This is a genomic window from Hydrogenophaga sp. 2FB (assembly GCF_005503365.1).
GTDB lineage: Bacteria > Pseudomonadota > Gammaproteobacteria > Burkholderiales > Burkholderiaceae_C > Hydrogenophaga.
In genome coordinates this window covers 1-24,992 of the sequence record NZ_SCML01000045.1, presented here as the reverse complement: position 1 = coordinate 24,992, position 24,992 = coordinate 1, and the positions used below count along the sequence as shown (strand labels likewise).

Annotated in this window: 24 protein-coding genes; all 24 read right to left on the bottom strand. The window is 64.9% G+C overall.

Annotation, left to right across the window (positions count from 1 at the left end; genetic code table 11):
• Positions 1 to 313: 313 nt before the first annotated feature.
• Positions 314 to 1,189 carry an urea ABC transporter ATP-binding protein UrtD gene (gene urtD / locus FFS09_RS22360; RefSeq protein ID WP_137921134.1) on the bottom strand — a complete coding sequence of 292 codons (876 nt, stop codon included), beginning with the start codon at positions 1,187 to 1,189 and terminating at the stop codon, positions 314 to 316.
• Positions 1,186 to 2,319, bottom strand: coding sequence for an urea ABC transporter permease subunit UrtC (gene urtC, locus FFS09_RS22355; protein WP_137921132.1), 1,134 nt, complete (start codon positions 2,317 to 2,319; stop codon positions 1,186 to 1,188). The genes urtD and urtC overlap by 4 nt, the downstream gene beginning before the upstream one ends.
• A complete protein-coding gene (gene urtB, locus FFS09_RS22350) occupies positions 2,316 to 3,917 on the bottom strand; it encodes an urea ABC transporter permease subunit UrtB (RefSeq protein ID WP_502703752.1) in 1,602 nt (533 codons plus the stop codon). Before urtB ends, urtC begins: the two co-directional genes overlap by 4 nt.
• A gap of 113 nt (positions 3,918 to 4,030) precedes the next feature.
• Positions 4,031 to 5,329 carry an urea ABC transporter substrate-binding protein gene (gene urtA / locus FFS09_RS22345; protein ID WP_137921130.1) on the bottom strand — a complete coding sequence of 433 codons (1,299 nt, stop codon included), beginning with the start codon at positions 5,327 to 5,329 and terminating at the stop codon, positions 4,031 to 4,033.
• 167 nt (positions 5,330 to 5,496) lie between these two features.
• Positions 5,497 to 5,877, bottom strand: coding sequence for a hypothetical protein (locus tag FFS09_RS22340; RefSeq protein ID WP_137921128.1), 381 nt, complete (start codon positions 5,875 to 5,877; stop codon positions 5,497 to 5,499).
• 23 nt (positions 5,878 to 5,900) lie between these two features.
• On the bottom strand, positions 5,901 to 6,353 hold the full coding sequence (locus FFS09_RS22335; RefSeq protein ID WP_137921127.1) for a hypothetical protein: 453 nt from the start codon (positions 6,351 to 6,353) through the stop codon (positions 5,901 to 5,903).
• Between the two features lie 154 nt (positions 6,354 to 6,507).
• Complete coding sequence (locus FFS09_RS22330; RefSeq protein ID WP_171020138.1) at positions 6,508 to 7,119, bottom strand: CesT family type III secretion system chaperone; 612 nt, start codon at positions 7,117 to 7,119, stop codon at positions 6,508 to 6,510.
• 106 nt (positions 7,120 to 7,225) lie between these two features.
• A complete protein-coding gene (locus FFS09_RS22325) occupies positions 7,226 to 8,209 on the bottom strand; it encodes a helix-turn-helix domain-containing protein (RefSeq protein WP_137921123.1) in 984 nt (327 codons plus the stop codon).
• A gap of 103 nt (positions 8,210 to 8,312) precedes the next feature.
• Positions 8,313 to 8,672, bottom strand: a complete 360-nt coding sequence (locus FFS09_RS22320) for a hypothetical protein (RefSeq protein ID WP_137921121.1) — start codon at positions 8,670 to 8,672, stop codon at positions 8,313 to 8,315.
• An 84-nt stretch (positions 8,673 to 8,756) separates the two neighbouring features.
• Entirely contained in the window at positions 8,757 to 9,125 is a 369-nt protein-coding gene (locus FFS09_RS22315; RefSeq protein WP_137921120.1) for a hypothetical protein, read from the bottom strand.
• The gene (locus FFS09_RS22310; protein WP_137921119.1) at positions 9,122 to 9,517 is read right to left on the bottom strand and encodes a roadblock/LC7 domain-containing protein; all 396 of its coding nucleotides are present in this window, start codon (positions 9,515 to 9,517) and stop codon (positions 9,122 to 9,124) included. Before FFS09_RS22310 ends, FFS09_RS22315 begins: the two co-directional genes overlap by 4 nt.
• Positions 9,518 to 9,537: 20 nt before the next feature.
• The gene (locus FFS09_RS22305) at positions 9,538 to 10,068 is read right to left on the bottom strand and encodes a GTP-binding protein (protein WP_137921117.1); all 531 of its coding nucleotides are present in this window, start codon (positions 10,066 to 10,068) and stop codon (positions 9,538 to 9,540) included.
• 4 nt (positions 10,069 to 10,072) lie between these two features.
• Entirely contained in the window at positions 10,073 to 10,837 is a 765-nt protein-coding gene (locus FFS09_RS22300) for a hypothetical protein (protein ID WP_137921115.1), read from the bottom strand.
• Positions 10,838 to 10,851: 14 nt separating this feature from the next.
• Complete coding sequence (locus FFS09_RS31235; protein ID WP_252374476.1) at positions 10,852 to 11,406, bottom strand: hypothetical protein; 555 nt, start codon at positions 11,404 to 11,406, stop codon at positions 10,852 to 10,854.
• A 70-nt stretch (positions 11,407 to 11,476) separates the two neighbouring features.
• Entirely contained in the window at positions 11,477 to 12,190 is a 714-nt protein-coding gene (locus tag FFS09_RS22290) for a hypothetical protein (protein WP_137921114.1), read from the bottom strand.
• A gap of 580 nt (positions 12,191 to 12,770) precedes the next feature.
• Complete coding sequence (locus FFS09_RS22285; protein WP_137921163.1) at positions 12,771 to 12,965, bottom strand: YbdD/YjiX family protein; 195 nt, start codon at positions 12,963 to 12,965, stop codon at positions 12,771 to 12,773.
• A gap of 22 nt (positions 12,966 to 12,987) precedes the next feature.
• The gene (locus tag FFS09_RS22280; protein WP_137921113.1) at positions 12,988 to 15,060 is read right to left on the bottom strand and encodes a carbon starvation CstA family protein; all 2,073 of its coding nucleotides are present in this window, start codon (positions 15,058 to 15,060) and stop codon (positions 12,988 to 12,990) included.
• A 146-nt stretch (positions 15,061 to 15,206) separates the two neighbouring features.
• Positions 15,207 to 16,253 carry a TRAP transporter substrate-binding protein gene (locus FFS09_RS22275; RefSeq protein ID WP_252374475.1) on the bottom strand — a complete coding sequence of 349 codons (1,047 nt, stop codon included), beginning with the start codon at positions 16,251 to 16,253 and terminating at the stop codon, positions 15,207 to 15,209.
• Between the two features lie 31 nt (positions 16,254 to 16,284).
• The gene (locus FFS09_RS22270) at positions 16,285 to 17,586 is read right to left on the bottom strand and encodes a TRAP transporter large permease (protein WP_137921112.1); all 1,302 of its coding nucleotides are present in this window, start codon (positions 17,584 to 17,586) and stop codon (positions 16,285 to 16,287) included.
• Positions 17,576 to 18,082 (bottom strand): TRAP transporter small permease, encoded by a 507-nt coding sequence (locus tag FFS09_RS22265; protein WP_137921111.1) that lies wholly within the window; start codon positions 18,080 to 18,082, stop codon positions 17,576 to 17,578. Before FFS09_RS22265 ends, FFS09_RS22270 begins: the two co-directional genes overlap by 11 nt.
• 239 nt (positions 18,083 to 18,321) lie before the next feature.
• Positions 18,322 to 18,957, bottom strand: a complete 636-nt coding sequence (locus FFS09_RS22260) for a response regulator (protein ID WP_137921110.1) — start codon at positions 18,955 to 18,957, stop codon at positions 18,322 to 18,324.
• Positions 18,958 to 19,051: 94 nt separating this feature from the next.
• Positions 19,052 to 20,383 (bottom strand): cache domain-containing protein, encoded by a 1,332-nt coding sequence (locus FFS09_RS22255; protein WP_137921109.1) that lies wholly within the window; start codon positions 20,381 to 20,383, stop codon positions 19,052 to 19,054.
• 46 nt (positions 20,384 to 20,429) lie between these two features.
• The gene (locus FFS09_RS22250; protein ID WP_137921107.1) at positions 20,430 to 21,449 is read right to left on the bottom strand and encodes a response regulator transcription factor; all 1,020 of its coding nucleotides are present in this window, start codon (positions 21,447 to 21,449) and stop codon (positions 20,430 to 20,432) included.
• Positions 21,433 to 24,992: ATP-binding protein (locus FFS09_RS22245; RefSeq protein WP_137921106.1), on the bottom strand; the 3,560-nt coding region annotated here is incomplete at its 5' end. The genes FFS09_RS22250 and FFS09_RS22245, both read right to left, overlap by 17 nt.

Sequence of the window (24,992 nt, the reverse complement as noted above, 5' to 3'; positions counted from 1 at the left end):
TTCCCTAGCGCAGAGAACCAGGGTGCAAAGCACGGCCGCCGGCACGAAGGGAAGTCCGCTCCCGCTTTCCGCCGTCAGGTCGGGCTGAGCAGCGCAGGGGTGCGGGGAAAAAGAAGTTCGCGTGTTTGAGCGAAGCGAGTTTGCGAACTTCTCCCCGCGCACCGAGCAGCGCAAGGAACCCCGCAGGGGCCCGGACTTCGGCTCGCCTTTTCTTTGCTTACTTTCTTTTGGCGAAGCAAAAGAAAGTGAGTCGGCCGCCGGGCCGAGACCCGGCCAGCCACGAATGAGAAAACACAACGACAAAGAAGAAAGCTCAGCGCCCAAGATAAACCTCGATCACCCGCTCATCGGCCTGCACCTGATCGAGCGTCCCCTCCGCCAGCACAGACCCATCGCACAACACCGTCACCTTCTCGGAAATCGCGCGGATGAAGCTCATGTCGTGCTCCACCACCACCAACGAGTGCTTGCCTTTCAAAGACAGAAACAACTGCGCCGTCCGTTCCGTTTCCTCATCGGTCATCCCCGCCACAGGCTCGTCCAGCAGCAACAGCTTCGGGTCCTGCATCAGCAACATCCCGATCTCCAGCCACTGCTTCTGCCCATGGCTCAGGTTCCCGGACAAACGTCCCGCACTGTCGGAAAGATGGATCGTCTCCAGCACCTCACCCAAGCGATCCTTCTCTTCCCCGGTGAGCGTGAACACCATGGACCGGCGTACCCGTTTGTCCGTCGCCAACGCCAGCTCCAGGTTCTCGAACACGCTCAAATGCTCGAACACGGTGGGCTTCTGGAACTTGCGCCCGATGCCCATGGCCGCAATCTCCGCCTCGCGGTAGCGCAGCAAGTCGATCGTGCTGCCAAAGAACACCTGGCCCGAATCCGGCCGCGTCTTGCCGGTGATGATGTCCATCATCGTGGTCTTGCCCGCGCCGTTCGGGCCGATGATGCAGCGCAGCTCGCCGGGTGCGATGTCCAGGCTGAGACCGTTGATGGCCTTGAAGCCATCGAAGCTCACGTGGACGTCTTCGAGGTACAGGATGCGGCCGTGCGTGGTGTCCACCTCCCCGTGCACCACCGGGCGCGAGAAGCCCGCCTGGCGGCCACCGGATTCGGTCGCCGCACCCGCAGCCAACGCGGCCACACGCTCGGCGCGTTTTGCACCCTCTTCCATCAGGTCGGGCGTCATGCCTTCTCCCCTTCCTTGGCGGGCCGCAGCTTCTTCACCAGCCCCACCACGCCCTGCGGCATGTAGAGCGTGACGACGATGAACAGCGCGCCCAACACATACAACCAGTATTCGGGGAACGTCACGGTGAGCCAACTCTTCGCACCGTTGACGATGAAGGCGCCGATGATCGGCCCGATCAAGGTCGCGCGCCCGCCCACCGCCGCCCAGATCGCGATCTCGATGCTGTTGGCCGTGCTCATCTCACCCGGGTTGATGATGCCGACCTGCGGCACGTACAAGGCACCGGCCACGCCGCACATCACGGCCGAGATGGTCCAGATGGTGAGCTTGTAGGGCAGCGGGTTGTAGCCGCAGAACATCACGCGGCTCTCGGCATCGCGCACCGCCTGCAGCACGCGGCCGAACTTGCTCTTCACCAGCCAGCGCGCGAACAGGTAACAACCCAGCAGCGTGAGGCCCGTGATCACGAACAAGGTCATGCGCATGTTCTGCGTGGCGAGCGGCATGCCGAGGATGCGCTTGAAATCGGTGAAGCCGTTGTTGCCGCCAAAACCGGTCTCATTGCGGAAGAACAGCAGCAACGCGGCGAAGGTGAGCGCCTGCGTGATGATGGAGAAGTACACGCCCTTGATGCGCGAGCGGAACGCGAAGTAGCCGAACACGAAGGCCACCAGGCCCGGCACCAGCACCACCAGCAACAGCGTGGCGATGAAGCTGTCGCTCAGCGCCCAGTGCCATGGCAGTTCCTTCCAGTCCAGGAACACCATGAAGTCGGGCAGCTCGCTCTTGTAGTTGCCGTCGGTGCCGATCTGGCGCATGAGGTACATGCCCATCACGTAACCACCGAGCGCGAAGAACAGCCCGTGGCCCAGGCTCAGGATGCCGGTATAGCCCCAGATCAGGTCCATCGCCAGCGCGCAGATGGCGTAGCACATGATCTTGCCGAGCAGGCCGACCATGTAGTCGCTCAGGTGGAAGGCGCTGCCTTCGGGCACGAACAGGTTGAGCAGCGGCGCCACGGCGCAGACGACCAGCAGCGCGACCACGAAAGCGCTCCAGCCGGCGCGTGTGAGCAGCGGGCCGTGGCTGGGCAACACCACGGGCATGGGGATGGGCGTCTGGCTCATGCCTCGCGTCCTTTCATGGCGAAGATGCCTTGGGGCCTCTTTTGAATGAACACGATGATGAACACCAGCACCGCGATCTTGGCCAGCACCGCACCGGCCCAGCCTTCGATGAACTTGTTCAACATGCCCAGCCCCAGCGCGGCGTACACCGTGCCGGCGAGCTGGCCCACGCCACCGAGCACAACCACCATGAACGAGTCCACGATGTAGTTCTGCCCGAGGTCGGGGCCGACGTTGCCGATCTGGCTCAACGCACAGCCCGCCAGGCCGGCGATGCCGGAGCCGAGCGCGAATGCATAGGTGTCGATGCGCGCGGTGTTCACGCCCATGCAGGACGCGATCGGCCGGTTCTGCGTGACGCCGCGCACGAACAGGCCCAGGCGCGTCTTGCCGATCAGCAGCGTCACGCCCAGCAGCACCGCCAGCGCAAAGCCAATGATGATGATGCGGTTCCAGGGCAGGTTCAGATTGCCCAACAGCGTGATGCCACCGCTCATCCACGACGGGTTTTCCACGCCCACGTTCTGCGCGCCGAACAGGCTGCGCACCGCCTGCATCAGCACCAGGCTGATGCCCCAGGTGGCCAGCAGTGTTTCCAGCGGGCGGCCGTAGAGGAAACGGATCACGGTGCGCTCCATCGCCGCGCCGACAAGGCCCGAGGCGAGGAACGCCACCGGCATGGCGACCAGCAGGTACCAGTCGAAATAGTCGGGCAACGACGTGCGGAAGAAACTCTGCACCAGCCAGGTGGCGTAAGCGCCGATCATGATCAGCTCGCCGTGCGCCATGTTGATCACACCCATGAGGCCATAGGTGATCGCCAGGCCGAGTGCGGCCAGCAGCAGGATGCTGCCCAGGCTGATGCCGGTGAAGGCCTCACCGAGTGCACTGCCGATGGCCAGGCGGGTGTCCAGATCGGAGAGCGAGGCCTTCAACACGGCCTTCACCCTCGGATCTTCTTCCTTCTCCATCTGTGCCAACAGCAGCGGGCGCACGACGGGTTGCTTGGCCTCGCCGAGCTTCTCGGCGGCCGAGAGGCGTTGCGCCGGGTCTTCACTGGCCAGCAGCACCGCCGCTTGGGCCAACTCCAGGCTCTGGCGCGCGCGCGCGTCGAGCTCACCGGCAAGCGCCTTGTCGATCAGCGCGAGCTGGCTGATGTCGGGCTCTTCGAACGCCGTGCGCTGCAGCGTTCCCGCCGCTTCGCGCTGGCGCTCGGGCGCAGCGCCGAGCAGTTCCATGCCCGCCAGCGCGTTCTCCATCGCGCTGCGCAGGCGGTTGTTGACCATGATGTCGCTGGCGTCGTCGGGCAGCGCCGCGAGCTTCTCGCCCGTCACGGCATCGATAGCGCCATCGCCCTCGACGATGAGCACGCGCGCAGCCTGTAAGCGCACAGCCTCATCGGCCATTGCCTGGATGAGCGCAGCGGCCTTGTCGTCGGGCTCGGCGGCAAGCCGGTTCAAGGTATCGATGCGGGTGTCGGTGTCGCCATCCACCAGCGCGAGCGCGTCGGTCGGGGTGAGCGCGTGGACGGGGGCACTTGCCGCGAGGCACATGGCCAACAACAGCCGCATCAGCCATTCAAAGGGGAAGGGACGCATGGGGTCCGTCTTTCAGGTCGAAGATTCAAGGCGCCCCGGCCGGCACGCGCGCGCCGGGGCAGCAAGGCCGCACGCCGCGGGCATCCCCATGGATGCCCGCGGGTGCCCATGGGTCACTTGACCTTCAAGTCGGGCACATTCTTCTTGCCCTTGTTCTCGGCGATGTAGTCGCTCCACGGATCGGCGACCACCGGGCCCGGCGTCTTCCACACCACGTTGAACTGGCCATCGGCCTTCACTTCGCCGATGAACACCGGCTTGTGCAGGTGGTGGTTTTCCTTGTCCATGGTGCTGGTGAAGCCACCCGGCGCCTTGAAGGTCTGGCCGGCCATGGCGGCGATGACCTTGTCGGTATCGGTCGACTTGGCCTTGGCCACCGCCTGCGCCCACATGTTGATGCCGATGTAGGTCGCTTCCATCGGGTCGTTGGTCAGCGGCTTGTCCTTGTGGCCGGGGATGTTCTTGGCCTTGGCGTAGGCGGCCCACTTCTTGGTGAACTCGGTGTTGGCCGGGCTCTTGATGCTCATGAAGTAGTTCCATGCCGCGAGGTGGCCCACGAGCGGCTTGGTGTCCACGCCGCGCAGTTCTTCCTCACCCACCGAGAAGGCCACCACCGGCACGTCCTTGGCGGACAGACCGGCGTTGCCCAGTTCCTTGTAGAACGGCACGTTGGAGTCGCCGTTGATGGTGGAGACCACGGCCGTCTTCTTGCCGGCCGAGGAGAACTTCTTGATGTTGGCGATGATGGTCTGGTAGTCGGCATGGCCGAAGGGGGTGTACTCCTCCATGATGTCCTCGTCCTTCACGCCCTTGGCCTTGAGGAACGCGCGCAGGATCTTGTTGGTGGTGCGCGGGTACACATAGTCGGTGCCCAGCAGCACCCAGCGCTTGGCCGAGCCGCCGTCCTTGCTCATCAGGTATTCCACGGCAGGGATGGCCTGCTGGTTGGGCGCGGCGCCGGTGTAGAACACGTTCTTGCTCAGCTCTTCGCCTTCGTACTGCACCGGGTAGAACAACAGGCCGTTGGCCTCTTCCACCACCGGCAGCACCGACTTGCGCGACACCGAGGTCCAGCAACCGAAGATCACGGCGACCTTGTCCTGCGTCAGCAACTGCTTGGTCTTCTCGGCGAACAGCGGCCAGTTGGAAGCGGGGTCGACCACCACAGGCTCCAGTTTCTTGCCGAGCACGCCGCCCTTGGCGTTGATCTCGTCGATGGCCATGAGCACCGTGTCCTTGAGCACGGTTTCCGAAATGGCCATGGTGCCGGAGAGGCTGTGCAACACGCCGACCTTGATGGTCGACTGCGCGTGGGCCGGCAGGGCCGAGAGGCCGCCGAGCGTGGCGACCATCGCCGCGGCGGAGAGGGTCTTGAGGGTGAATCGGCGGGCGTTTTGGGGTTTCGTCGACATGGCGCTTCTCTCCAGTGTTCCAGTGGTCCCGTGATGGGGTGTTTGGCGCCGCCGGCTGCCCTCTTCGGGCGTGGCACAGCGGACAACTGGATGCTAGGGAAGACGCTGGGTGGCGTATGTACGCCGGGTGGCGTATGCGATCGGCAGAGCCTCGGCCGATCAAGCCCTCATTGCGCCGTCTTGGCGGTCCGCACCTTGACATCGCAATGCATCATTTTCACCACCGCCTCGGCTTGCACACGCGGCTTCAACACATCCGTGTGCCCGCTTCCGATGGTGCTGAAACAATTGCAGCCCTCGACCACAGCTTGACGGAGCTGCGTCCAGTAGCTTTCATCGCGCGCCGGATTCGCCGCATGGATCGCGGCGTGGAATTTTCCGCTGTACTCGACCCGCTGTTGGTGGCGTCGCACAAGCTCGGCGTACTCTTGGGGTTTCGATCGAAGCTTTTCCTGGTACAAGGCGATGTGGCGGTCCAGCAGCTCAGACATTCGGTACATGCCGTCGGAATGACTCACCACCGCGGGATCCGTCGCGAGCTTGCGCATCTCCCTGGAGACGTCCGTGGCCCCTACTGTCTGTCGGTTCCGCCCACCGACTCGAACAAGCCTCGATCGTCGAGGTCCGGACGCGCGTTGTCCTTGACGGCCTTGTCCAGAAGCGCCTGGACGGCTTCATCGGCGTGAGCAGTGTCTCCAAAAATGACCACCAGCCCCGTGCCATCGTTGCCGCCCTTGCGCTGGTAGTCGATCAAGGCCTTGCTCTTGGTGATGATGAAATCTCGACTGAGGCGATTCTCGAGCTCCCAGAGCGTGGCCCGTGGTGCCACTGCGGGCAGTTGCGGCTTGCTCTCGACACGCGGGGCACCGACATCTGCCGGATCAACCGAAGCGTCGCGCCGCTTGATGACGCCTTCCAAACTGTCCCAGGCCGCCATAAAGGCGTCACCGGCCGTGACCCACAGCCCACTGTCCCAAGACGATTGATTCGCCGCTACCGCGTCCTGGGCGTGCACGCTGGCCATCAGCTGCGGTGTTCGCGTCTGGGCGTCCGAAGCAACCGGGACACATCTTCAGTAACCGATCACGGGTTCCTGTTCCGGTTTGGAATCCGCCTTCAGCAGACTCCACCTAGCTGCGGATTCGTTTCGCAGGTCTCGGCAGAAGGCTTTCCTGGCGCTACAAGGCGTAGCGATCGAGCATGGTGCTCATCCAGCCCATCCCGTCCGATCCGTGCGGAACACCGTCGCGGGGAAGCGCACGCGCGCACGTCGCCCGGCTGGGAAGCAATCCCCGCTCACGGCTCGGGTCTTCGGGCACATGACGCAGTGGCGCCGGTGGCGTGCGGGGCGTTTCGCCACGCATCGGACGGTTGGCGAGCCGCCATGCCTTGGCCTCGTCTGCCGTGTGTCGCAGCGCATCAAGCAACAGCATGGCCGACATACCTCGCATGGGCACATGAAAGGCGTAGACCACCTCACGCGTCGTGCCGATCGCGCCGAACACGCCGAACGCGCCGAACGCTCCGCCGCTCGAACGGGCGAGCAGCAGATTGGTCTCCAGCAGTCGCGTGTAGTCGCCCGCGGGCGCATCGGGCGGCAACTCCCCGAACTTGCTGTAGACGGTCAGCCGTTCCGCTGGTTCGCACACATACACGAGGGCAAATTCCGATCCATCAAACCAGAAACTCGCGCCAGGTGGAGAGCCGTCGCTGGCGCCGTCCTCCACGATTTCCACCACCTCTACCAAGTCCTTCAATTCGGCCATCAGCGTGTCGAACGGATCGTTCATCTTCATCCTTCTTGCAGTTGATATCGGGAAGCGCGCAGCGACATGTCGCCTGTTCGGGTTCTGCGCCCATGCGCACCACGTGGTGCGAGGGTCGCGCGTCTGGCGCTCAAGGTTCGTCTTCCAGCGGCGGCGTGGCAGACGGCGGTGCGCCATGGAATGCCGCGTAGGCGCGGGCAAAGCTGCCGTAGCTGGCGTAGCCAACCCTTCGGGCTACCTCACTGATGGAAAGCGCCCCACCCTGCAGCAGGTTCTGCGCCTCTTTCATCCGCAGTGACAGGCTGTACACACGGGGTGTCACGCCGAACTGGCCACGAAATCCCTCGGTGAGTTCGTTGCGGTTGAGCCCGACGCGGAAGGCAAGTTTGTCGACGGTGGGTGGGTTTCGGAAATCGCGTCGGTAAATCTCGGCGGCCGCCGCCACCGCTTCCGACCTTTTCAGATCGGCCTCGGGGAACCGGTTCGACGCCGCGGAGGTACTGGTCTGGATCTGCGCGACAAGGTTGCAGATGATCTCGACCGCCTTCGCATTGACATAGAGGCTGTTGAGAGGCTCGCCCCATCGGCAAGCCAGTATTTGTTCGACGGCCATGATGTTGGACGCCATGGTCGGAAGCGTCAGCGCATTGGACATGCCCGCCGCGGATGCAAAGATCGGCCGGTAAGGCTCGGGCACCTGGTCCGTCTGCAAGGCATAGCGCTGCAGGAAGCTCTTGCGGTCGCAGGCGATCCAGATGCCGCGAAGCTTCTGGCCCGGCTTCATGGAGGACACTGACACGGGCGCGTTCGTGATGTGCGTCGTGGCCGACTGCACGGTGTGCGGTCTGTCCGGCGTCCACCGGACGTACGTACCCGCAATGGTGATTTGAATGCACACCAGATCGGCCCGCCGGATGGTCAGCTGATAGGGTTGCAGTGCCTCATAGTCCATGACGTGCAAGAGCGTGAACTCGTCGACACGCCGATAGAAGTGATCGCCCGTCAGATACGCGTCCACGTGAGGATCCAGAACCTCGCGCCCCGTCAGCGCCTTGCCTGCCGACATGCTGCGGTGAACCGCACTGAGGTCGATCGAAAATGACTTCGGTTCCATGGCGGTTCGATGTCGTGGCTTCGGCTTGAAAGACTAGAGCAATACGCCGCCGCCAGCCAGCGAATTTCCCCGCTGGGTGACGTGTGGCAACCAGTCCGTCCGGTCAGAAGGTCATTTCCTTGTCGACGTCCTGCACCTTGCGGCGCGCCATGGCCAGGTTGGAGCGGGCTTTGTCGAGCACCACGTAGAGATACACGCCTTCCTTGCGCGATGAGGGGCGAAGAATGTGGTACTGCTTGCCCAGCGTGATCAGAATGTCTTCGATCACGTCGTTCAGGCCGAGGGCGCGCATGGTCTTGTTCTTGGCGCGCACCACTTCGGTGTTGCCAGCGGCGGCCACTTCCAGGTCCACGCCTGTGCCGGCGCTGCCCAGCATCATGCCGCTGGTGCTGTCGACCACCGCGGTGCACAGGGCGCCGTCGACCGTCATGATTTCGTCTAGGGTTTGTTTGATCGTAGCCATTTGAATTTTCCTTGGTAGCCGTGCAGTTTGAAGTGTGTGTGCGACCGATTTGCTGCACGGAATTTCAGGCGGTCACACGTTTGATCAGAAGGCGCTTACCAGCTTCTCGAGCCGGGCATGCGCCGTTTTCCACTGTTCCCAGTCAATGTCCTGTTGCCGCGGATCGGTCACGATCACCAGCAACATGCCGGGACCACACGCACTCACGGTGATGCGTCCATCGCGGTGAAAGAGCATCGCGACGTGCAGGTTGCCGAGCTTTTCAAACACCGGTTGGGAGCGGCGGTACAAGCGCCAGTAGTCGGAGGCGGCGGAGACCACCGCATCGCACAGGTCGGGCGCGCCTTCCGCGTGCCAGACCATGCCGCCATCCAGCTCCACCAGCGCCGCGGCCAGGAAGCCATGCTGGCCGGCCATGGCTCGCAGAGCCTCTTGAAGTTGCAGCGTTTTCATTCCATGACCAGTTCTCTTTCAAACTGATTGGCCTGGTACATCACCTGGGCCAACAGGCTGGACCCGTCGGCCACCAGGATCAGCACGAGCTCCTTGCTCTCCAGAATGAACTGGCGCACCACCGCAAATCCCTGCTCGGTGTTCAAGACCAGGTTGGTGCACCGACCCAGGCCCGCCTCCTGGGTGGCCACCGAGCCAATGCTGGCAATTGAACTGGCCAACGCCGCGATGCGAGCCGAATCGGCGGCGCCGGACATCGCCGAGGCGACGGCAAAACCATCCACCGTGGCGAGCACGACGGCCTGCACACCCAAGCCCGCATCGAGCGCGTCCTGTGCTTTTCGGTTGGCCTGATGGGTGGCGAGTGATGAAAGAAGTTCGTTCGGTTTCATGTGGGGCAATGGGGTTCGGGTCACAGCAGGTCTGCTTCCAGTTGGGACAGCAGCACGTCAATCAGAAGCACGACGTCTTCGCTGCGACGCACATCCACCGGCAGTACCGGGAACACGCGGCCCGCGCGCTCCAGCGCCGCGGCGATTTGCTCGACGCCGGGATAAAAATGGGTCTCTGTTCGCCCCACCCCCACCACGCAAGGCATCGTCGCCAGCTCGGTAGAAAATCCGTCCAGATAGACCGCCAGATCGGCCAGAGGATCGGGCCGCGAGTTGTCGATGAGGATGATCAGACCCAACGCGTTTTTGGCGATCACCGACCAGACAAACCGGAAGCGCGCCTGGCCCGGCGTGCCGAACAGTCGAATCCGGTCGCCGTTGTCGAGGGTGAGCAAGCCGTAGTCAAAGCCCACGGTGGTCAATGCCTTGTCGACGGTGTGATCGTTGTTGGTCACATCGGTCATGATGGGCGGAATCTCGCTCACGGCCGCGATGGCTGTGGTCTTGCCCGCGCCCATGGTCCCGGTGAGAATGATCTTGTGTTCTTTCATGGGATCACAGGATTCCAAAACGTTTGCGAATGCTCGCGATCAATGAACGTCCCAGCCCTCTGGCTTTGGGTTCATCCCGCAGGGTCGGCACGTCGACCAGTGGCTGCTTCACCAGCGGTGCCGCTTCCACGTCGACAGCCTTGCTCGTGGCCTCATCCAGGAGCTGGGACTTGTACAGCTCCTCGACGAACTCCTCACACTTCACCTCTGGCATCCGGCAGAGAGAGGAGAGTTCAGCGAGTTTGAGATGGCGTCGGGAGAGCATGGTCGCCATGCGGATGCGGTGCACGTCCCCCTTGAGCAAGTCCGGCGTGGGCCAGCGGCGAAGCTTGAACGCGCAGCCACCGACCTTGAACGCATGCAAGGCATCCTCTTTTCCCATCCCGAAAAACGACGACACCTTCCAGTGCACACCGTGGAATGCCGATGCAGACACGGTGGACGCGAACGGGTCTTGCCCGCCGTGCAATATCTCGACCTCGATCGAATTGAGCCAACGCATCAGAAGGTCGGAGCGGATGGGTCTCATCAAAACGCCATCGACGTCGCCCACCAATGGCCCCAGGCGCATGAGATGCGTTTTCCGCCCCTTCCATCCGGCAAGGGCCGCCTCATAGCTGCGGGTGTCCACCAGCAGCGCATCAAAAGGCGCCTCCGAGGCCAAGGTCCAGATGAAGGACGGATCCACCCCGTGCAGACGAAAAAGCGTTGCGACGAGCGCTTCCTCGGCCGAAGACAGTCCGACCAAACCCAGTTTCAGGAAGTTCATGGCAGTGGGCCGTCTTACCGACCGGATTTCTGTGCGGCGGCGTCGGGCTTGGCCGTCTCGGCGAACGCCACCCGGCGCTCCTCTTCCGTCATCGACTGCGGGCACTTGGTGCCGGTCATCTCCAATGCCTCGCGCGCTTCGGGCGTCATGCAGTCGATCGCGAGCGAAGCCGCACGGAAGCCCTTGTTCCAGAGCTCTCGGCTCATCTTCAGGCGTTTGCAGTTCTCATCCGACCAGGTGGATCCGAAACCGAAGCCGATGCCCGCCGCGTTGACCGAGCCGCTGCTGGACCCCATGCACGTGTCGTTGCTGGTGGTCAGGTTGGGGCCACTCACGCTGGGCGTGTTCTTGAGCGTGTAGGTGCCGCTGTACTCGACAATGCTCTTCTCGGGAATCGCGGCCGCGCCCGAGTTGAAGGTGATGTTCTGCTGGTTGCCCGCGTTGTTGGACTGCGCATCCGCGTTGGTCTCAGCGGTGACCGTGCTGGTGCCAGTGCCGGTGCTGGAGGATTGCGCAAACACGGACAGCGAAGTCAGAAGAATGACCGAGGTCACAAGTATCTTTTTCATGGGAAATCTTGAAAGGCGTTGAGGTGCGGCCCGTGTGCGTTGGACGGGCCAGCGTGTTTTCGATATGCGATCAGTTGTTGCCGCCACCGCCGCCGCCACCGCTGCTGCAGGTGGTGCTGGTGAAGGGCATGGCGTTGGCCGTCGCGACCACGGATGACACGCCGTTGACTTGCGGCCCCACCACCCCACCCGATCCGGCATAGGCAGCGTTCGACCCGTCCTGGAGCACTGTGCAACCCCAGGGCCCCGCGTTGGCATCGCTGACACCCACGAAGGTGGCCAGCGACGGCCCACTCGACAGGGCATTGCCATTGCTCAACGAATGAATCTGGGTGACCACGGTCGAGTTGCTGATGCCGGCCACCGTGCCGGATGCCACGTCCACGGAAGGCTTGCCATACGCCGAAGCCGCGGTGGCACCGGAGGTCATATCGCCGCTGGCATCCGCGCGCCCCGCGGCATTGCCCACCGACACGTTTCGGGCATCGGCGGCGTTGACGATGGTGTTCACCGTGCCGTATGCACTGGCGTAGCCCCAGTCGAGCGCGTCGGCTTGATAGGCATACGAGCTGGTGGTACCGACCGCGATTTGAGACATACCGGTTCGCGACACGCTGGAGCCGGGGCCCGATGCGTTCGTGACGGCGCGCACAGCGCTTTGCACCACGCTGCTGGTGTTGATGTCCGCGGCGTTTACGGGCACTTGCGCATGCGCCGTGGTGACCGCCGTCAAAACACCGGCCAGCACCGAGGAGATCACCGAGAAATTCAAGATTTTTTTCATGCCAGATCCTTCTGAATATGCGCAACCGCCATCTATCTCTTCAAATGAAGAAAAGACAACGTTGTGCAATTGTTAAAAATTCATTAAAAAATTTGCTAAGAATTCATTAACGACTTTGATAGACAGATCTGGCAAATCAATTAGGCCATCTCGCTCGCCGTCGACAGGCCGAATTGTTCCTCAGATGTAGACCAAACGGACACTAAAAGAGGGCGTTGTGAAGGATGGATATAGCCAATGAAGAAAAGAGATAGATGTCCCTTTTGATTTCGTGTTGCTTTGCACAAACGCCGTTTGCGCCACGATCAATTGGCAGGCACGCTGCCTCCATTGAGCGGCCGCTGCTGCGTGCTCACCCTTGAAACTGGCTTGGGAGAGATTGGAATGAGGCACAGCCCGGCGCCGGGCCGCATGGACTCGGGCTGGGCGTCATTCGGTGTTTGCGCACTGTGCGCGCGGCATGTGGTCTGGATATCGGTGGCGGCCCGGCTTTGCCCGGCGTGGCCGTACCTGGTGTCAATGCCACCAGACCATGGCAGCGGTCGGGCACAGATGCCCCGACCGCGAGAAGAACCTCAGCTCAGCAGCACTTCCCCATGCTCGAGCCATACCGCGCCGCTTGCCGCTCGCGGAAGAACGCTTCGTAGTTCATCGGTTCCTGGTCCGGATGCGTGGCCCGCATGTGGGCCACGTAGCCGCCGTAGTCGGGCACGCCGACCATGAGGCGGAAGCTCTGCGCCATGTAGCGGCCGGCGCGCCCGAGGTCTTCGAGCAGGCCGCCGCTGGTGGCGGCGCCATCAGCCACCGACGCTCGCGCCGGCGGGCAGCGCTTCGTACGGGGTTTCGCTCACCGTCGGCTTGCGCTCGGCGCGCGCCTTGAGGATGCTCTTCACGCTGTAGAACAGCACGCTGAGCACCACGAACATGAACAGCGCGCACAACGCGGCGTCCAGGCGGTTGTTGAACACGATGCGCGACATGGCCTCGGTCGTCTTCGCGGGCGCGATCAACACGCCTTGCTGGATCGCGTCGGCATAGCGGTTGGCGTTGGACAGGAAGCCGACCTTCACATCGCTGGAGAAGATCTTGAGCCAGCCCGCCGCCAGCGTGCAAACCAGCAGCACCACCGCGGGCACGATCGTCACCCAGGCGTAGCGGTCCTTCTTCATCTTGAACAGCACCACGGTGCCCAGCATCAGCGCCACGGCGGCGAGCATCTGGTTGGCGATGCCGAACAGCGGCCATAGCGTGTTGATGCCGCCCAGCGGATCGACCACACCCTGGTACAGGAAGTAGCCCCAGGCCGCCACGCACAGGCCGGTGGCGATCAGGTTGGCGGGCAGCGAGTCGGTGCGCTTGAGCGCGGGCACGAAGGTGCCCATCAGGTCTTGCAGCATGAAGCGGCCGGCGCGCGTGCCGGCGTCCACCGCCGTCAGGATGAACAGCGCTTCGAACAGGATGGCGAAGTGGTACCAGAAGGCCATCATGGTCTGGCCACCCACCACCTGGTGCAGGATGTGCGCCATGCCCACGGCCAGCGTGGGTGCGCCACCGGCGCGCGCCAGGATCGTGTTCTCGCCCACATCCTTCGCGGTCTGCACCAGCATCTCGGGCGTGATCACGAAGCCCCAGGTGGACAGCGTCTGCGCCACGGCTTCGGGCGTGCTGCCCACCAGCGCGGCCGGGCTGTTCATCGCGAAGTAGATGCCGGGCTCGATGCACGAAGCCGCCACCAGCGCCATCACGGCGACGAAGGACTCGGCCAGCATGCCGCCGTAGCCGATGAAGCGCGCGTTGACTTCGTTGTCCAGCATCTTGGGCGTGGTGCCCGAGGAGATCAGCGCGTGGAAGCCCGACACCGCGCCGCAGGCGATGGTGATGAACAGGAAGGGGAACAGGTCACCCGACCACACCGGGCCGTTGCCGGCCGCGAACTGCGTGATGGCCGGCATCTGCAGCGGGGGCGCGACGATCACGATGCCCAGCGCCAGCGCGACGATGGTGCCGATCTTGAGGAAGGTGGAGAGGTAGTCGCGCGGCGCGAGCAGCAGCCACACGGGGATGGAGGCGGCGACGAAGCCGTAGCCGATCAGCATCCAGGTCAGCGCCTTGCCGTCGTAGGTGAACAGCGGCGCCCAGGTCGGGCTCTCATGCACCCACTGGCCACCCACGATGGCCAGCATCAACAGCACGAAGCCGATGATGGAGACCTCGCCGATGCGGCCCGGACGGATGTAGCGCAGGTACACGCCCATGAACAGCGCCACCGGAATGGTGGCCGCCACGGTGAAGGTGCCCCAGGGCGATTCGGCCAGGGCCTTGACCACGATCAGCGCCAGCACGGCGAGGATGATGATCATGATCATGAAGGCGCCGAACAGCGCGATCACACCCGGCACCATGCCGAGTTCCTGCTTGATCAGGTCGCCCAGCGAGCGGCCGTCGCGGCGCGTGGAGATGAACAGCACGATGAAGTCCTGCACCGCACCGGCGAACACCACGCCGGCCAGGATCCACAGCAGGCCGGGCAGGTAACCCATTTGCGCCGCGAGCACCGGGCCCACAAGCGGGCCGGCGCCGGCAATGGCGGCGAAGTGGTGGCCGTACAGCACGTACTTGTGCGTGGGCACGTAGTCCAGGCCGTCGTTGTGCCGCCAGGCCGGCGTCATGCGCGTGCCGTCCAGGCCGAACACCTTGGTGGCCAGGAACAGGCTGTAGTAGCGGTAGGCGATCAGGTAGACGCAGACGGCGGCGACCACCACCCACAACGCGCTGACGGCTTCACCGCGCCCCAGCGCCACGGCCGCGAGCGCGAAGGCGCCCAGCACGGCCACGAAAAACCACCCCAGGTGGCGACCCAGTCCAGACATGTTTGTCTCCTCTTGTGCCGCGGCCTCGCCGATCGGGCCGCTGGGCAGCGGGGAGTATCTGCAGCGGGAGGCGCTCGCGCATCCGTGTCACCGCGCGTTGAACCGCGTGGTAACACGTAGGAGAAAAAGCCTGGGGGTGGTTGGCCCTAGTTCGCTTTGCGGGTTTCGATCTCGCGCTTGAGTTCGCCGAGGATCTGATCCGCATTGCCACCCGCGCGCGCGACGTCCTGAGCCCAACGGGTGTACAGGGGTTGCGCCGCCTTGTGCCAGGCGCCCATCTGCTCGGGCGTCAGCTTCACGATGGTGTGACCAGGCGACTTCTCCAGCTTGGCCTGGCCCGAGTCTTCGAAGTCGCCCCACGCGGCGCCGACCTTGCCAGCCCACTCGGTGTTGCAATGGCTGTCGATGACCTTCTTCTGTGTCGGGCCCAACTTGGCATACCAGGCCGGGTTCATGATCCAGACGAACGTCGCGGGGTACAGGCGCATGTCGTTGTGGAACTTCACGGCCTTGTCGACGCCAAAGCTGATCGTCGAGTCCCATGGGAAGGTGATGGCATCGGCAATGCCTTTTTCGAGGGCATCGCGCGACTCGGGCGCCGACACGTTCACATTGGTGCCGCCCAGATGGGTCACGAAGGAGGCCACCGTCCCGTTGGCGGGACGGATTTTCATGCCGCGGATCTGCGAAGGATCGGTGATGGGCTTCTTGGAGTGCAAGGTGCCGATGTGCTGGTGGGCGAAGCACAGCTTCACACCCTTCATCTCGTTCTCGGCGTACTTTCGATACCAGGCGTCCAGCGCTGCGGAACCGGGACCGGGCTTGCCGCTGATGAAGGGAAGTTCGGCGGCGGCGAAGGCGGGGAAACGACCGGCCTGGTACCCCGGGCTCACCCATGCCATGTCGGCAATGCCGTCACGGGCCATGTCGTAGTGGTCCGGCGCCTTCCCGAGTTGTTGCGCGGGGTACAGCGTCACCTTGATGGTGCCCTGCGACGCCGCTTCAACGGACTTGGCCCAGGGCTCGAACCCCGTTTTTGAAAGCGAATGGCTGGCCGGAAGCCAGTGACCGAAGCGCAGCTCGACGGGCTTGTCTTGCGCTTGCACCTGAGTGGCAAGGGCCATGCAGGCGGCGCCCAGTGCAATGGCGCAGCCACGCAGCTTGAAGCGTTTCTGGATATTCGTACGGGGCATGATGTCTCCTTTTTGTGGTGAAAAAAACGGACTACGCAAGAAGGCTTGGCAACCAGAGCGACAGCGAAGGGAACGCGCAAAGGACGATCAGCCGAACGACGTCCACGGCGATGAAGGGCATGGTCCCCCGATAGATGCGTCCCAGGGAGATGTCGCGCGCGATGGAATTGATCACGAAGACGTTCATCCCCACGGGAGGGCAAATCATTCCGAAGGTGACGGCCATCACCACGATCACCCCGAACCAGACGGGATCGAATCCCAGGTGGATCATGGCCGGGAAGACGATCGGCACCGTCAGCAGGATCATGGCCAGCTCGTCCATCACCGCACCCAGAATCAGGTAGCCGACCATCACCAGTGCGAGCACGCCGTAGGGCCCCACCGGCAAGCCCACCAGAAACTCGACGGCGTTCTGCGTGAATTGCGTGATGGTCAGGAAATAGCCGAATAGGTACGCGCCGACCACGATGGTCATGATGGCGGAGGACACGCGCAGTGCGCTGATGAGCGCGGCCTTGATTTCCGGCCAGCGCAAGCGCCCACGCAGAATGCCGATCAACAAGGTGCCGGTTGCGCCAACACCTGCAGCTTCCTGCACGGTGAAGAGGCCACCATAGATCCCGCCAAGCACCCCCACGAACAGGAGGACCACCGCCCAGAGGGGGCGAAGCGCCGACATCCGTTCGGTCCAGCTGTGCAGCTCGCCCCTGGGCATCCACTCAGGCCGCCAGCGGGCCAGCACCGCAATGACGATGGCGTAGAAAACGATGGCCATCAGGCCCGGGATCACGCCGGCGGCGAAGAGCTGCGTGATGTCGGTCTCGGTCATGATGCCGTACAGCACCATGATGACGGACGGCGGAATCATGATCCCGAGCGTTCCCCCGGCCGCGATGAGGCCCGCTGAAATCCCGGGCTCGTACCCGGCGCGCCTCATCTCGGGCAGTGCGACCTGTGTCATGGTGGCGGCGGTCGCGACAGAAGACCCGTTGATGGCGGAGAAGCCCCCACACGCGGCGAGCGAAGCCAGGGCGAGACCCCCGCGCTTGTGGTGCAGCCACGCGCGCCCTGCCGCAAAGAGCTCCCCGCTCATGCCCGAATGCGAGGCGAACGCCCCCATGAGGATGAACATCGGAATCACGATCAGGTTGTAGTCGGTCAGAACCGACAGCGGCACATTGGCCAGGAGATTGAGGCCGGGGGTGCTGCCCGTGAGGGCGGCAAACCCGGCGACGCCTGCGATGCCCATGGCGATGCCAATGGGCACTCGGATCGCCATGAGGGCGAACATGCCCACAAAGCCCAGCAGTGCCACCAGATCACGATCCATGGTGCACCTCGCCCGTCATGCCGTCGTCCGCGTCGAGCCTGGCTTCGGTGCCCAGCGCCAACTGCACAAGACGCACAAGGCCGAGAACCGCCGCGACGGACGCGCCAACGGCCGCCACGCTGTAGAACCAGGCCAACGGCAGCCGCAAGTCCATCGTGCCCTGGCTGCCCGTCCCACCGACTTTGACCCAGACCATCCAGGCCAAGGGAAAAAGAAAGGCCACGACCACGGCGGTGGAGATCAGATCGACCACGCGCTTGCCACGTGGACCCAAAGCCTCCCAGAGAAGATCCACGCCGATGTGGTTGCCGTAGTAGGTGGCCAGCGCGATGCCCCAGAAGATGGCAATGCCGAGCAACATCTGCGTGCCGTCAAACCAGTCCGGGATCTGCCCATCGAAACAGTAGCGAACCAGGACGTTCGCGGCCGTCAATAGCGCAATGAACAAGAGCATCAGCGCGGCAAGGGTCTCGATGATGGAGAGCAGTCGCTTCATGCGAAAGCCTCGCTGGACCCAGGCTCGTGGGGGGCGTTTTTCATTCCATGTCTCCGGTGTTGTAGTCGGGCCCGCCCAGGGGGATTCGGTTCGAATCCGGGCGTCCGCAGCCAGACAGCGTGGTGCGGCGCATCAATGTAGGTCCGCGCACCCCATCCACCTATCGAAGGTGGCGATGTTTGATATCGATGGCATGAATGGGCGGCACGCTCTGGCGACAACGACCGCCGTGCACCCGATCAAGGTGCTTCGCGGGTGTGCTCCACGGCGTACTTGATGAGCTCGGCCTGCCCCTCCAGGCCGAGCTTGCGCTTGATGCTCTGGCGGTGGGTCTCGACCGTGCGCACGCTGAGGGCCAGCGCCTTGGCGATCTGTTTGCTGGATTCACCACGGCCCAGTGCACTCAGAATCTGGCTCTCGCGCGGCGACAGCAGCGGGCGTGGCGGCTGCTGGCGAAACAGCCTGCGCGACACGCCGGGGCTGAGGAAGGCGCCGCCGGCCACCACGGCCTCGATGGCGGCCACGATCTCGCTGGCCGGCGCGTCCTTCAGCACATAGCCGCGCGCCCCGGCCTGCAGGGCGCGCTGCACGTACTCGGGGTTGTCGTACATGCTGAACATGAGGATGCACAACGCGGGCCAACGCGCCAGCATTGCCTGCACCAGGTCGATGCCGTTGCCCTCTTTCAGGCCCACGTCCTGCAGCACCACGTCGGGCGCGTTCTCGTCCAGCAGGCGCATGGCCTCGGCAGCATCACCGGCCTCGCCGACCACCTGCAGATGCGCCACGCTGGAGAGGCGCGCGCGCAAGCCTTCGCGCACCATGGGGTGGTCGTCGACCAGAAAGATGCGGATCAGATCCGGCGCGTGAGGCATTGCATTTCTCCAAAGGTGCCGCGGAACCGGTTTTGCCGGGCCGCTGGCGCCGCCCCCTTGAGGGGGTCGCGCGAAGCGCGGCGGGGGTGTCTCTTCATACCCTGGCTTCAATCTGGGTGCCGTGTCCCGGCTCGGCGTGGATCTGCAAGCGCCCGCCGATGGCGGCCAGGCGCTCGCGCATGTTGCGCAGGCCGATGCCGCGCTCGGGGTGCACATGCACCGCCGGGCTGTCGAAACCCTGGCCGTCGTCGGTGATGCTCATGCGCACACCGCCGCGCGGCTCGAAAGCGAGCCCCAGTTCGACATGCTGTGCCCGCGCGTGTTTGGCCACATTGGTCAGGCTCTCCTGCGCCACGCGGAACAGCGCGGTCTTCACCTCGTCGGGCAATTCGCGCTCGGCGCCTTCGATGCGGACCACCACCGGCAAGCCACTGGCGTCCTCGAACTCCCGACCCAGGTGCTGCAGCGCGGCCGGCAGGCCGAGGTTGTCCAGCAGCGCCGGGCGCAGGCGGTGCGAGATGCGGCGGATCTCCACCAGGCTCTGGTTGAGGCGCTCGAGCGCCTTCGCCAGCGGGCCACCCGCGTCGGCATCGACATCGGTGGCGGTTTCGATCAGCAACTTGGTCGACACCAGCGTCTGGCTGACGCCGTCGTGCAGCTCGCGCGCCAGGCGGGCGCGTTCGTCTTCCTGCGACTGCTGCACCTGCCGCGCCAGCAGCCGCAGCTTGTTCTCGGCCACGCGGTGTTCGCTCAGGTTCAGCGCCAGGCCACTGGCGCTGATGAGCGCGATGCCAAACACCGCGATGCCCGCGATCCACAGCAAGGTGGTCGCGACATTGCGGTTGGCCTCGCCCTCGATGCGCGCCAGCGTGGCCTGGATGCCATCGAGGTACAGCCCCGTGCCCATCATCCAGCCCCAGCGCTCCAGGGCGATCACGTAGCCCAGCTTGGGCGTGTCCTGGCCGCTGGACGGCTGGCGCCAGAAGTAATCCACGAAGCCACCGCCGGCGCGCGCCTGCGCGATCAGCCGCTGGATCGTCGGGCGGCCTTGCGGGTCGCGCAGCTCCCACAGGTTCTGCCCCACCAGCTCGGGCTGGCGCGAGTGCATCAGCACACGGCCCTCCAGGTCGTAGACGAAGAAGTAGCCGTCGGGGCCATAGTCCAGCGAGGCCAGCAGGCGCAGCGCCTGTTCGCGGTCGGCCGGATCGTTGCCTCCCCGGTCGTACAGCGGTTGCACGGTGCTGGCGGCCAGGGCGACGTAGTTGTGCAGCTCGGCGCGCCGCGCTTCCAGGTAGGTGCGCTCGACCATGGCGTACTCGCGCCTCGCGAGATCGCGCTCCTGGTGCTGCACGGCCAGCGCGATGAGCACCAGAGAGGCCAGCAGGGGCAGGATGGCCAGCAGGAGGATCTTGGTTCGCAGTCGCATGGAAGAGTAAGGGCGGCGTGCGCCATTCTCCCCCGAACCGGTGCGCTCAGTCGCCGTGCTGCGGCTGCAGCAGCCGAATGCGGTTCATCGCCATGCCGGCTGCGGCGGTGCGCGTTTCCACGCCCAGTTTGGCGAAGATGCGCTCCAGGTGTTTCTTCACCGTGGCCGGACTGGCGCCCAGGATGTCGCCGATGTCGCGGTTGATCTTGCCCTTGACCACCCAGTACAGCACCTCGGCCTCGCGCGCGGTGAGACCGAACGCGCCGGCCAGGCCGGAGAGCACGCTCGCGTCCGAGGTTTCCTGCATCACGATGAGCCAGTCGCCGCCTTCGCCATTGGGCTCGTCGCCCACGCACTGGTGCAGGCGGAAGGTGAGGCGGCGCGGACCGTTCTCCAGCGTGAGGCGCGGCGGTTCGCGCTGTTCGCGCGCGTCGCCCAGGTGGCGGCGCAGCCACTGCAGCACGGCCGGCGGCGTGGCGGGCGCTTCGGTGCCGCAGTGGTGGCGCAGCAGGTCGCGCGCCAGCGGGGTCTGCCACATCAGGCGGCCGTCGCGCTCGCGCACGGTGATGGTGGCGTAGCCGAACGCATCGAGCGCGTTGCGCGCCTGGCTGCGCTCCACCGCGCCCTGGCGCACGTGGCGCGCGGTGCGCAGGTGCACACCCATGCGCGCCATGACTTCGCGCGGCTTGATCGGCTTGGTCACGTAGTCGGCGCCGCCGGCGTCGAGCGCGGCGACCAGGTGCTCGGTGTCGGTAAGGCCCGTCATGAAGATGATCGGGATGTGCGCGGTGGCCGGCTGTGCCTTGAGGCGGCGCGCGACCTCGAAGCCGTCGATGCCGGGCATCACCGCGTCGAGCAGCACCACGTCGGGCAAGGCCTGCGTGGCACGGCGGATCGCGCTCTCGCCATCGAGCGCCACCAGCACGGTGTAGCCGGCTTCATCGAGCGCGTCGTGCAGCGGCGCGACGTTGTCGGGCACGTCGTCGACGATGAGGATCACCAGCGCGTCGGACACGGGCAGCGCGGTCGGCGCGGTGGTCATCGGTGGTTCAACGGGTGGCGGCATGGTGTGGCTGCAGCAGGTGTTGTTCGATGGTGTCAAAGCGGAACTCGCGCGCCAGTGCGCGCAAGCCCTGCGCGAACGCGGCCTGCTCGGGGCGGCGCTGCACCCAGTCGTCGAGCCATTGCACGATGCCCTTGTAGTAACCGAGGCGCACGAGTTCGAGCAGGGGTTCGAGTTCTTCGCGGCTGGCGGGCTCGCTGCGCGCAATCGGTGGGGGCTCGCCGGCGTTTGTGGGCGCGCCGTCGGCGATCCACGCCAACGAAAGCCGCTGGCCGAGCCAGGTCAGCAGGTCGTCGCGCCGCACGGGTTTGACGAAGAAGTCCTGCGGCTGGTGGCCCAGGTCGTTGTCCAGGCCCTTGTCGAACGCATTGGCCGACACGATGGCCAGTGGCACCGCGCCCCAGCCGCGCGCGCGCAGGCGGCGCAGGGTTTCCCAACCGTCGATGCCGGGCATGGCCAGGTCCATGAAGATGGCGTGCGGCGCGCCCGGCTCGTCGGGTTGCAGATCGTCGAGCAAGGCCAGTGCGTCGAGCCCGCTGTTGGCGAGCAAGACTTCGAAGCCCAGCGGCGCGAGCCAGCGCGCGAGCAGTTCGCGGTCGGCCTCTTCGTTGTCGACCACCAGCACACGCCGGCGCGGGCCGGTGTAGCCCGCGTGCTGCGGCAATGGCGTCGGGCGGGGCAACACGGTGCCACGCAGCTCGGGCAGGAACAGGCGCACGGTGAACACCGAGCCCTCGCCCGGTGTGCTGCGCACCGTCATCTCGCCGCCCATGAGGTCGGTGAGCATCTTCGCAATCGTCAGGCCCAGGCCGGTGCCGGTGGAAGGTCCGGCCGCGCTGGCTTCGCCCTGCCCGCGCGCGAACGGCTCGAACACGCGCTCCAGGTCTTCAGCACCCATGCCCGGCCCCGTGTCGTGCACGTCGAACTGCGCCATCTCGCGCGCATGCGACACGCGCAGGCGCACCTCGCCGCTGCGGGTGAACTTCACCGCGTTGCCCAGCAGGTTGATGAGGATCTGGCGCAAGCGCTTCTCGTCGGCGCGCACGGTGTCGGGCAGACGCGTTCCGCTGTCGAACACGAAGCGCAAGCCCTTGGCCGCCGCCTGCAATTCGAACATGCTGGCCATCTCCCGCATGGCATCGGCAAAGGCCATGGGACGCACCTCGAGCGCGAGCTTGCCGGACTCGATGCGCGCGATGTCCAGCGTGCCCTCGATCAAGGAGAGCAGGTGCTCGCCGCCCCGGTTGATGACGCGCACGGCCTGCGCGCGGTGCGGCGCCACGCCGGTGTCTTCCTGCAGCAATTGCGCGTAGCCGAGGATGCTGTTGAGGGGTGTGCGCAGCTCGTGGCTGATGGTGCTGATGTACCGCGTCTTGGCCTGGTTGGCCTGCTCGGCCGCGTGGCGCGCCTGCTGCAGGGCTTCGTCGGTGCGCTGGTGCGATTCGATTTCCTGCATCAGCAAACGCGTCTGCCGGTTGGACTCTTCCTGCGCCACCTCGCGGCTCTTGTGTGCCAGCACCAACCACCAGGCCACGGTCGCCGCGATCAGCAGCAACACGGCATACACCCGCACGAAGCCCGAGCGCAGCGCGGCGTCCAGCAACGAGGTGTTGGCCGCGACGCCCAGTCCTTCCTGCAGCCCTTCCACCTCTTGCCGGTAGAGCAGGCCGAGCACCGCGGCCAGCACGGGCGCCACCACCAGCATGAGCAGGAGGTAGTGCGCCAGGCCCGCTTCCAGGTACGGCCACACGCGGCGCGGCATCACGCGGCGCAGCGCCGCCATCCATTGTTCGGAGAGGCGGGCGTGCGGTTTGCAGAGGTCACCGCAACGCGCGTCCAGCGTGCAGCAGAGCGAGCAGATGCTTCCCTGGTAGGCCGGGCAGTGGGCCATGTCCGGACCTTCGTAATCGCGTTCACAGATGACGCACCGTTGCAACGAGAGAAGTGCCTTACCCCCTACCCCTCTGGGGGAGGGCGGGGGTGGGGGCTCGCATGCAGTGGCTTGGTCGGCGCGCGGCCCCCATCCCAACCTTCCCCCAGAGGGGGAAGGAGCAGGATCACAACGCCCCTCCGCCGACCGCGCAATGTAGTAACGCCCCTTCGTCACCCAGGCAATCCCCGGCGCCGCCACCAAGGCCGTCACCATCGCGATCACCGCGGAAAACGCCTGCGCCAGGGACCCCAGCAAACCCATGTGCGCCACGATCGACAACACCGACGCCAGACCCATGGCCCCCACGCCCACCGGGTTGATGTCGTACAGATACGCCCGCTTGAACTCGATGCCCTTGGGCGACCAGCCCAGCGGCTTGTTGATCACCAGGTCCGCCACCACCGCCATGATCCAGGCGATGGCGATGTTGGAGTACAGCCCCAGCACCTCGCCCAGCGCCTGGAACACGTTCATCTCCATCAGCATGAACGCAATGAGCGTGTTGAACACCACCCACACCACACGCCCAGGGTGGCTGTGCGTGATGCGCGAGAAGAAATTGCTCCAGGCCAGCGAACCGGCATACGCGTTGGTGACATTGATCTTGAGCTGCGAGACCACCACGAACAGCGCCGTGGCCGCCACCGCCCAGCCGTAGTCGGAGAACACGTACTCGTAGGCCGCGAGGTACATCTGGTTCGGGTCCACCGCGCGATCGGGCGGCACCATGTGGCTGATGGCCAGGTACGCCAGCAACGCGCCGCCCAGCATCTTGACGACCCCCAACACCACCCAGCCCGGACCACCGGCCAGCACACCCGCCCACCAACGCAAGGCTTTGCCGGGTTCTTTCGCCGGCATAAAACGAAGGTAGTCGGCCTGCTCGCCCATCTGCGTGATGAGGGCGATGCCCACCGTGAGCGCCGCACCAAACAAGTGCCAATCGAACACCGCGCCCGCACCCGATTCGCCCCCATACCGCACCACGTTGGTGAATGTTTCGGGGGCCATCCACGCCACCGCACCAAAGGGCACCACCATCATCACGATCCACAGTGGCTGGGTCCAGACCTGGAAGCGGCTGATGACCGAGACGCCGTGCGTCACCAGCGGAATGACCACCAGCGCGCAGATCAGGTAGCCCCAGGCGGGCGGGATGTCGAGCGCGAGTTCGAGCGCGTACGCCATCACGGCGGCTTCGAGCGCGAAGAAGATGAAGGTGAAGGAGGCGTAGATCAGCGACGTGATCGTGGAGCCGATGTAGCCAAAGCCCGCGCCGCGCGTGAGCAGGTCCATGTCCACCCCATGGCGCGCGGCATAGACGCTGATGGGCAGGCCGGCCAGAAAGATGATGAGGCCGGTGCAGAGGATCGCCAGCGCGGCGTTGACGAAGCCGTACTGCACCAGCAGCGTCGCGCCCACGGCTTCGAGGATGAGGAACGAGGCCGCGCCGAAGGCCGTGTTGGCCACGCGCCATTCGCTCCACTTGCGAAAGCGCTGGGGCGTGTAGCGCAGCGCATAGTCCTCCATGGTCTCGCTGCCGACCCAGCTGTTGTAGTCGCGGCGCACCTTGATGATGCGCTGCGGGGCTTCCGCGGGCGGGGGTGGCGGAT